A 9031-nucleotide genomic window follows, 5' to 3' on the forward strand; every position below is an offset into this window, starting at 1 on the left:
TAGTTCACAATGTCTTTTTTCACGCTGTTGAAAAAAGACTTCGTCAAGTAAATGCCACGAATTTTTCGTGGCATTTTTGTTTTTAGTTGTCCATTTAGTCTGTTTTTTGGTAAATTAAATGCAGACCTATTTCCTTTAGTGAGAGAAGTTTGGTCCATTTGATTAAGTTTTGTATGATGGCGGTCATCAAAATTTGTCTTTTTACTTTGTGAACTCCTCGGTATCGTGCGTAACGTAAGCCGTGGAGTTCTTTACTTTGCGCAAAACTTAACTCAACGGTTGAAGGTCTTACTGACTTTAATATCTTTCCTCGAATTGATAGTCTTTGTTCCCTTAATTCATCGTAAATTGGTTGATTAACTGAAATTCTTAAAACCCGATCATCTTTTTTCGTGAATGGACAATTAAAACAGCTACCTTTGTCAGGCTTAAACTCATGATAGCCTTGTCTAGTAGTAGTTTTATAACGAAAAGGAACACCACAAGGACAGGCGTATAGGTCTTCATTTACTCTTTGAAAATTAGACTTTCTACATTCTTTATGTTCCTTACTTGGAAATCTACGATGAGAGATATAAGCAAATATCCCACGTTTGAATAAACCTTCGGCAAATCTTGAATTATAGTAGCCCGCATCAACAGCGATTTCGTTGGAATAATATCCAAGCCTATCTTTTAATGAATCTAACTGATCTAATAAAACTCTATGCCCAGGAACATTCGCACTCGTGACATGAGTATCGATTATAAAATTATGTAAAGAATCAACTACTCGGTGCTCAAAATATGCAAAGCGACCTCGTTCATCATGTTTAACTGATAATCTTGCATCACCATCAACGGGACTAAGTAAAACGCGTTTCAGTTCAGCTTTATTTCCTTTAGGTTTAAGTAATTTAATACCGTGTTTTTGTCTACTCTCGTTTACTTTTTTTAAAGTATCTAGATCTTCCTCAATGATGACTTCTTTGATCCATACATCACGTTTTCGTTTATTTGCATTCGCTTTTAATTCTGTTTCATCTGCCACCCAAGTTTCATTCGCAATAAATCCATCTATATTAATTAAATTTACTACATAGTGAAAGAAAGCTTCCCAAACCTCGTTATTTTTCAAACGATGATTAAGAAACTTTGAAATAGTCGAATGACAAGGTATTTTTTTATCAGGTGAAATCCCTAAAAACCAACGATAAGTAGCATTTTGTTTGACTTGTTTACAAGTGAATCGAACAGAGCGAAACCCTTCAATATATTGTATCAATAGTATCTTTACTAGTATCAGTGGATCAATTGATGGTCTGCCAACAGTTGACCGATAGAAAGGTTCAATAAGTTGATATAAATAATTCCAATTAATTGCCTTATCAATTTTTACAACATGGTGCTCCTCATCAATCATATTCTCATAAAGTTTGCGATTTTTTGCGATGTCTAAGTTCTCTTGATAGTAGTACATAAAAAATCCCCCTTGTAGTAATAATTTTCCTACAAAGGGGATTTTTTCTAAAATAATATGCTTAGATCTATTGACTAAGTTGTTTTTCAACACTCTGAGAAAAGACATTGTAGTTCACAATGTCTTTTTTCTATGGATTAAGCCTTTTTTAGAATTAAGTAGACAAAATAAGGTCCACCGATTAGGGCTACTATAATCCCTGCTGGTATTCCTTCTGGATCGACTAAGTTTCTTCCGATTGTGTCGGCAACTAATAGTAATAATCCACCAATTAAAATTGCAATCGGAATAAATAATTGATTTCTTGGTCCAACTAAGCTTTTGGCAATATGTGGTGCCATTAATCCGATAAACGCTATTCCTCCTGTTACAGAAACAGCAGATGCTGCTAATGCGACTGCTGCTAACATTAAAACAATTCTTTCCTTTTCTAATGAGACTCCTACCCCAATTGCAACAGGCTCATTTAAATTAAGAAGGTTCAATATATTTGCCTTATATAGGGTAAAAGGAATTAATACAATTAACCAAGGTAAGAATGCCCAAATAAACGGCCAATCTGTTCCCCATATATTGCCTGCTAACCATTTTGCAATAAAATCTACTTTAGCACGTTCTGCAGATGAAATTAATACAATCATGATGCCTGAAAGAGCCATCGAGAAACCAATACCTACTAAAACTAATCTGATAGGTTGTAAACCTGAATTTTTCTTATAAGAAAATATGTAAATAATCATTGCTGTAGCAACAGCCCCACAAAAACCAACGATTGGGATTAAATAGACAAACGATCCTGCTTCAATTGGAAAGTATAAAAAGAATACTGTGATAGCGACACCTGCACCAGCGTTAAAACCTAGTATTCCGGGCTCAGCCATTTCATTTCGTGTTACACCTTGCAAAATTGCACCAGATAAAGCTAGTGCCATTCCCGCCATTAAAGTTATCAACATTCTAGGTAATCGAATTGAAAAGATTACAAACTCTTCTTTAAATGTACCATCCCCTAAAAAGGTTGGAATTAATCTACTATATGGTATTGCTGAAAATCCCATTCCCATTCCAATAAACATTGTTAAAAGAATAAGAATAAAGAGTATCAACAGAATTAGCCTTTGTTTTCTAAGGACAGTAGGATGGATCATGAGAATTCTTTGCCTCCTTTATGTACGATAAATAGAAAGAAAGGAAGGCCAATCATTGCAACAATCGCTGCAACTGGTGTTTCATAAGGTATATTAATTGTTCGCCCAAGTGTATCTGCCAAAAGTAAGAATGTGGCACCAAAAATAGCAGACATTGGAATAATAAATCGGTAATCCGTTCCAACGAATCCACGTACCATGTGAGGTACCATCAAACCTAGAAATGCCATATTTCCGACTAAAGCAACTGCCGCGCCAGCCAGTAAAACGATTACTACAAATAGGATTGCTTTGATTCTTAGGATGTTTTGACCTAAACCTACAGCAACCTCTTCATTTAAACTAAGTATTGTTAATTGGCGTGCTAAGAAAATTGCTACGAGAATACCGACTATAATAAAAGGCGTTATCGTTTTTACTTGCCCCCAAGAAGTACCAACTAATCCACCTGAAGTCCACATTGAAATATTTTGAGATAGTTTAAAGTAAATCCCCACTCCTTCAGCAATAGCAGTTAAAAAGCCTGTAACAGCTGCCCCCGCTAATACGATACGTAATGGAGAAAAGCCGCCTTTTTTCGCTGTAGCAATACTAAAAACGATTAGTGAACCTACTGCTGCACCAATAAAACAAGCGATCATAATTCCAAAATAATTTACTTTAGGTAAAAAAGCCATTGTTAGTGCTAAAGCTGCATTTGCTCCTGCTGTTAAGCCGAGTAAACCTGGATCGGCAAGTGGATTTCTTGTCATCCCTTGCATAATAGCGCCTGCTACTGCAAGAGCTGCCCCAACAAATATTGCTGCCACCTCTCGAGGTAACCTTAATTCTCTTATAATAGAAATCTGTTGACTAGTCATGTTTGTAAAAATCGCATGCCATACATCGCCAACAGTTGTATCTGCTGCGCCAAAAACAATCGCAATTACAAACATAACGATAAAAATGATAATCCCCACTATTAATTTTAAAAAAAATGGAACAAAACCTCTTTTTTTGTGTGTCATTAGCCTCTCATCTTCTCTTTATAGAATGTCTTATAGACTACATAAAATTATTGGTCAATTTCTAAATAATAAGAGTAGGAATAATAGCATCCCTACTCTTATTTTAGTTAATTACCTAAAAATTGCTTTTTAAAGAATTCTAATTGCATGTCTAATGTATCTGGATCATTGAAGTAGAATTCACTTCCATTTACTTCAAAAACGTGCTTATTCTTTACTGCTGGTGTATTTTTATAAGTATCTGTTTTTTCTACTGAAGTATCAGTTTGATCAAATTTACTGAAGATTACATAGTCTCCCATAAATTCTGGTAATACTTCTAATGAAATTGCAAAGTATCCTGGTTTCAATGCGTTTTCTTCAACTTTTTTAGGCATTTTTAATTTCATTTCTTGGAATAGAATTTCTGTTCCACGACCCCAGTTGTTACCATATACATAAAGCTGCTTGTCGAATTTTTCAATGACAGAAACTGTTGTGTCTGGACCAATTTTAGCTTTAATCTCTTCTCCGGCCTTTTGTGCACGAGCTTTAAAGTCATCTACCCACGCCTTAGCTTCTTTTTCTTTGTTTAATAATTTACCAATTTCAATATGTTGAGTTAAGTAATCTACTTTGCCGTAAGTATAAACTACAGTAGGTGCAATTTTCTTTAATTTATCAATGTTTTTAACATTATCTAAACCAATAATTAAATCTGGATTTAGTTCGATAATTTTTTCAATGTTTTCATCTGATACTTCTTGAGCATTTTTTAATTTTTCAGACCAGCGAGGATTCGCTTTAGACCATGAATCAACCCCAACAATATTAACGCCTAAAGACATGACATTACCTGCAAATGAAGATAACACAACTACACGTTTAGGATTAGCTGGGACTTTAACTGGACCACTTTGTGATTGATATGTAATCGTTCCGGACTTTTTTGGTTCTTTCTTTGAGTCTTCTGTACTTGATGCCCCTTTACTACATGCACTAATAACTAGCACGAATATTAAAAGAAATGGTATTAAGATTTTCTTCATTTTTCTCTTCTCCTCTAAGTAAATTGTATGTTATGCACATTGGTTTATTTGTTCTTGGATCTCTTCCAATCACTGCATCAATTGAAAAAACTTTTTTTAGCACTTCATGTGAAATGACTTCTTCGCAAGAACCTGCTTTTACGATTTCTCCATCTTTAAGTGCGATGATGTAATCTGCAAATCGAGCTGCTTGATTTAGGTCATGTAAGACCATTACAATCGTCCGTTCTTGCGTTTGATTCAGCTTTTGTAACAGCTCCAAAATTTCGAGCTGATGAGCTAAATCTAAATATGTAGTAGGCTCATCAAGGAAAATGATTTCAGTTTCTTGAGCTAAAGCCATTGCAATCCAAACTCGTTGACGTTGACCTCCAGAAAGTGAATCAACTGCTTGATATTTATATTCCTTAGTTCCTGTAACCTCGAGTGCCCAGTCAATTACTTCACTATCTTTTTGCGTTAATCTGCCAAAACCACTTTGATATGGGAATCGACCATAAGATACTAGTTCACCTACTGTTAAACCACTTGCACTCTCTGGTGTTTGAGGAAGAATCGCCATCTTTTTAGCTAGTAATTTAGTATTCTCTGAAGCAATGTTTTCCCCATCTAAAATAATCGTTCCGGATTGATGCGAAATTATTCTTGTAATCGCCTTCAAAAGAGTCGATTTACCGCATCCATTTGAACCGATGATTGTTGTAATTTGTTTATCCGGAATTTTTATATTAAGGTCTTTTACAATCAAACGATCACCATAACCAATGGTCAACTCATTAGTAAATAACCGCACCATATACTGACCTCCATTCATTAATATTTTAACCATTAGTGATAATGATAATTATTATCATTAGCTATTACTACGTAAATATAAGTGCATTTACTAATATTGTCAATATTAATTTTTCGTGAAGTCATTGAAAAATTCTCAAAAATGGTTTATATTTTATTGAGAATGATAATCAATGACAGAATATTCTGGAGTGAGTACATAATGAACATGAACGATCTTTATGATGTAACAGTAATCGGAGGAGGTCCTGCTGGCCTTTACTCTGCCTTTTATAGTGGTTTACGAGAAATGAAAACAAAAATAATCGAATTTCAGTCTGAATTAGGCGGTAAAGTTCATTGTTATCCTGAAAAGGTGATTTGGGATGTTGGAGGACAACCACCAATCCCTGGCGAGAGATTTATCAAACAAATCGTTCAGCAAGGATTAACTTTTGATCCCACTGTTGTGTTAAATGAAAAAGTAGACACAATCGCTCGTGACGAGAATGGCATTTTTGTTTTACATACAGCTTCAGGTCAAAAACATTATTCTAAAACTGTTATTGTTGCGGTTGGAAGCGGTATTTTAAACCCAACCAAGCTACAAATAGACGGTGCAGAAAGATTCGAAGTTTCAAATTTAAACTATACAGTAAAATCACTTAAACATTTCCGAAATAAAACTGTCATCGTTTCTGGTGGTGGTAACTCTGCAATTGATTGGGCTAATGAGTTAGAGCCGATTGCTAAAAAAGTTTATTTGACTTACCGAAAAGACGCTCTAAAGGGTCATGAAGCACAAGTATCTCAATTAATGAATAGTTCAGTCGAATGTCTTTTCAATACATCTATTACGAAATTAATTGCTGGTGAAAATCATGAAGAAATAGAAAAGGTTGAACTGACAAATAATGAAACTGGTGAAATTTCTCATTTGGCAATTGATGAAGTCATCATAAACCACGGTTATGAACAAGATACTTCTTTATTAAATAACAGTGAAATTAAAGTAGAAATGATTCAAGATTACTATATTAAAGGGAATACAACGAGTGAAACTTCAATTGAAGGGATTTATGCAGCTGGAGACATTCTAATGCATGAAGGAAAGTTACAATTAATTGCTGGCGCATTTCAAGATGCTGCTAATGCTGTTAATAAAGCGAAGCAATATATCCAACCAGATGCTAGTAGCGCAGCAATGGTTTCATCACATAATGAAGTATTTAAACAACGAAATCGTGAATTAATTAAACAGATGATGAACTAATCTTAACAAATTTTTAGTTTTCTAATAGCTCAAAAACGAATNNATTCGTTTTTGAGCTATTAGCCGTTGAGCAAAAAATGGAACCCCCTATAAGGATTCCATCTTCTCTGACTCATTTCCAAACTGTCATATACTTTTCCCGATATTTTGGATCCTCTTCTGTTTTAATCAATTCTAATGCTTTTTGTTTAATTTCTTCATTCTTCACCGCATCATAAAGATTTCTCATACTTTGAATGATATCGTAACGAATCAATGTATGGTTCTTTTCTTCTTTGCAATTTATGTAACGATTTACTAGATGTTCAATGACGATTGCTCGTTGTTCTGGACCAGCTAAACCTACTCTCCATATTGACTGTAAAGTATGTCTTGCCGTTACAAACTTTGGATCATATGTAACTTTCCAAATTTCTGGAAAATCATTTAGCATTCTCTTCTCTGGATCACTGATCGCTAAGTTTGAGAGAAATTGTGCTGCTCTTGACCTTTTGTGATTTTCTTTGTCCCGTAGATCTGTTTTTAATCGGTCCCATACTTCATACGACCAATCCACTTTGTCTTTTGTTACGGAAATAATATAGTCAAAGGCTTCAAATTGCAAATTCTTGTCTGTTGATTCAAGGTTCTCAAAATAAGTTTGTACTTGTTGATCCATACTACTACCTCTTTTTTGAATAGTAAATAATTCTATTATCTAGATGATATCATTCCCTGGCATTTACTAACTATGAAAAAAATTATCTTATCGTTCAATTTTTACGATTACTAACCATACTTTTTTTAAGTCTGTCTCCGGATTATCGTTGCATAGTCTATTTAATTAAACGTTTGTTTAGTTATTAGAATAAGTGGTTACGGGTAATTTTTAAAAATAAATGAACGATATTCAGTCCCTGTTCGTATAAGAAGTAAGGAGGGATTTTTTATGAAAACAATTTTATTTGAAAAAGACAAATTAATTATTACACTTTCTAGTTTTGAAACAATCTTAGGATTAAAACATACAATTGAAATACCATATGGTGATATTAAGAACGTTACAATAGATGATCTCCATCAATTTCTATGGAAAATTTATGGTACTCAAATAGGTGCAAACAAATATGGCTATTTTAAAAAGGATGGCGTGAACTATTTTGTTGCAACGAGCACTAACAAGGGGAATTTAGTATTTACATTGAACAATCACAAATACGATAAAATCATTTTAAAATTTGATCATGTTGATGATATTTTAAAGCAGATACAAGATCGTTTACGTACTCATATTAAATAGTAAGACTGTTTTTTAAGGACAGTCTTTTCAAATTTATAAATGAATAATTTCAAATCGATTATCAAATTCTCTTAAATATTCTACGACTAGTTTGCGGTGACAATGATGTGGTTTTTCTTCGCTGCATAGAAAGCATGGGACACCATTGCTTATAAAGTCGTTTATTTTTGTTTCGATTTTACGATTTTGTATTAAGCTCAAAAATTCTTTTTCAAAATCATTCCAAGAGAGTTCCTTTTTCTTAATTGCTTTTAGTAATTCTTCTGTTGGAGCTAAATCAGTATCATGTGTGTATTGAATATTTAATAAATCCATTACAAAATGTAGGTCATCCTTTTTTGCAAATCCTGCTAGTTGTGATGTGTTATGTAGTCGGGTATCAATTAGATGTGTTACGTTATTTTGTTGGAGCATTGATGTGAATGTTCTTAATGATTTTTTGGAGAATCCGATTGTTGTTATGTTCATAGCTACTCCTTTTATTTGAGTGTGGTAATTATTATTTGTTGCTTTAATCTTTCTTACAAGTCATAATCAGGTGATTTATGTTATTTAATTATTTTCTTGCAAATATCAAATTCACCTGCCTTTTACGAAAAAAAACCCAGCATATGCTGAGTTATCAAAGTTAAAAATCTCTATTTTTTTATTAAGACTTTACCGCTTCAACCGTAACTTCTTCGAATGGCCAAGAAGGTAGCATTTTTCGTAGGATTTTATCTTCTCTATAGCCAAGGTCATATTCAGCTTGCATAACTGTGTGAATTTCTCTTGTTCCTTCGTAGATAACAGGTGCTTTTGAGTTTCTTAAGTAGCGCTCTACTGGGAATTCGTTTGAGAAGCCGTATGCACCGTGAATTTGTACTGCATCATTAGCCGCCTCGTTTGCTGCATTACAAGAAATCCATTTTGCTAGTGATGTTTCTCTTGTATTTCTTTTTCCGTTATTTTTTAACCAACCAGCTTTATAAACTAATAGACGTGAAATTTCAAGGTTTGAAGACATTTTAGCGATCATTTGTTGTACTAGTTGATGTTTACCAATTTCTTTACCAAATGTTTT

10 protein-coding genes are annotated in these 9031 nt (G+C 33.7%); 2 read left to right on the top strand and 8 right to left on the bottom strand.

Annotation, left to right across the window (positions count from 1 at the left end):
• Nucleotides 1–94: 94 nt before the first annotated feature.
• The 5 genes from CN925_RS11120 to CN925_RS11140 form a co-directional block, all read right to left on the bottom strand.
• Nucleotides 95–1459, bottom strand: a complete 1365-nt coding sequence (locus CN925_RS11120) for a transposase (RefSeq protein ID WP_098846303.1) — start codon at nucleotides 1457–1459, stop codon at nucleotides 95–97.
• 137 nt (nucleotides 1460–1596) lie between these two features.
• Nucleotides 1597–2607, bottom strand: a complete 1011-nt coding sequence (locus tag CN925_RS11125; RefSeq protein WP_098846304.1) for a FecCD family ABC transporter permease — start codon at nucleotides 2605–2607, stop codon at nucleotides 1597–1599.
• A complete protein-coding gene (locus tag CN925_RS11130) occupies nucleotides 2604–3614 on the bottom strand; it encodes a FecCD family ABC transporter permease (protein ID WP_098846305.1) in 1011 nt (336 codons plus the stop codon). The genes CN925_RS11125 and CN925_RS11130 overlap by 4 nt, the downstream gene beginning before the upstream one ends.
• A 107-nt stretch (nucleotides 3615–3721) precedes the next feature.
• Nucleotides 3722–4642 (bottom strand): iron-hydroxamate ABC transporter substrate-binding protein, encoded by a 921-nt coding sequence (locus CN925_RS11135; protein WP_098846306.1) that lies wholly within the window; start codon nucleotides 4640–4642, stop codon nucleotides 3722–3724.
• Nucleotides 4593–5438, bottom strand: a complete 846-nt coding sequence (locus tag CN925_RS11140; protein ID WP_098846307.1) for an ABC transporter ATP-binding protein — start codon at nucleotides 5436–5438, stop codon at nucleotides 4593–4595. The genes CN925_RS11135 and CN925_RS11140 overlap by 50 nt, the downstream gene beginning before the upstream one ends.
• A gap of 201 nt (nucleotides 5439–5639) precedes the next feature.
• Here CN925_RS11140 and CN925_RS11145 point away from each other — a divergent pair, with 201 nt between their 5' ends.
• Nucleotides 5640–6689: an NAD(P)/FAD-dependent oxidoreductase gene (locus tag CN925_RS11145; RefSeq protein ID WP_098846308.1), complete on the top strand. Its 1050-nt coding sequence runs from the start codon at nucleotides 5640–5642 to the stop codon at nucleotides 6687–6689.
• 112 nt (nucleotides 6690–6801) lie between these two features.
• On the opposite strand, the gene CN925_RS11150 is transcribed toward CN925_RS11145, so the two are convergent.
• Nucleotides 6802–7347, bottom strand: a complete 546-nt coding sequence (locus CN925_RS11150; protein WP_098846309.1) for a hypothetical protein — start codon at nucleotides 7345–7347, stop codon at nucleotides 6802–6804.
• A 270-nt stretch (nucleotides 7348–7617) separates the two neighbouring features.
• On the opposite strand from CN925_RS11150, the gene CN925_RS11155 reads away from it, so the two are divergent.
• Complete coding sequence (locus CN925_RS11155) at nucleotides 7618–7968, top strand: PH domain-containing protein (protein ID WP_098846310.1); 351 nt, start codon at nucleotides 7618–7620, stop codon at nucleotides 7966–7968.
• Between the two features lie 33 nt (nucleotides 7969–8001).
• On the opposite strand, the gene CN925_RS11160 is transcribed toward CN925_RS11155, so the two are convergent.
• The gene (locus tag CN925_RS11160; RefSeq protein WP_098846311.1) at nucleotides 8002–8436 is read right to left on the bottom strand and encodes a DUF488 domain-containing protein; all 435 of its coding nucleotides are present in this window, start codon (nucleotides 8434–8436) and stop codon (nucleotides 8002–8004) included.
• 181 nt (nucleotides 8437–8617) lie between these two features.
• Nucleotides 8618–9031 (bottom strand): acyl-CoA dehydrogenase family protein (locus CN925_RS11165; RefSeq protein ID WP_286138328.1); only part of this gene is annotated, 414 nt, incomplete at its 5' end.

Origin of the sequence: Bacillus sp. AFS055030, assembly GCF_002574545.1 — a bacterium.
Taxonomy (GTDB): domain Bacteria; phylum Bacillota; class Bacilli; order Bacillales; family Bacillaceae_G; genus Gottfriedia.

What these genes read in the sequence shown, in the direction of transcription:
- CN925_RS11120 (WP_098846303.1), bottom strand. Translation starts at nt 1,459, where the DNA reads ATGTACTACTATCAAGAGAACTTAGACATCGCAAAAAATCGCAAACTT.
- CN925_RS11125 (WP_098846304.1), bottom strand. Translation starts at nt 2,607, where the DNA reads ATGATCCATCCTACTGTCCTTAGAAAACAAAGGCTAATTCTGTTGATA.
- CN925_RS11130 (WP_098846305.1), bottom strand. Translation starts at nt 3,614, where the DNA reads ATGACACACAAAAAAAGAGGTTTTGTTCCATTTTTTTTAAAATTAATA.
- CN925_RS11135 (WP_098846306.1), bottom strand. Translation starts at nt 4,642, where the DNA reads ATGAAGAAAATCTTAATACCATTTCTTTTAATATTCGTGCTAGTTATT.
- CN925_RS11140 (WP_098846307.1), bottom strand. Translation starts at nt 5,438, where the DNA reads ATGGTGCGGTTATTTACTAATGAGTTGACCATTGGTTATGGTGATCGT.
- CN925_RS11145 (WP_098846308.1), top strand. Translation starts at nt 5,640, where the DNA reads ATGAACATGAACGATCTTTATGATGTAACAGTAATCGGAGGAGGTCCT.
- CN925_RS11150 (WP_098846309.1), bottom strand. Translation starts at nt 7,347, where the DNA reads ATGGATCAACAAGTACAAACTTATTTTGAGAACCTTGAATCAACAGAC.
- CN925_RS11155 (WP_098846310.1), top strand. Translation starts at nt 7,618, where the DNA reads ATGAAAACAATTTTATTTGAAAAAGACAAATTAATTATTACACTTTCT.
- CN925_RS11160 (WP_098846311.1), bottom strand. Translation starts at nt 8,436, where the DNA reads ATGAACATAACAACAATCGGATTCTCCAAAAAATCATTAAGAACATTC.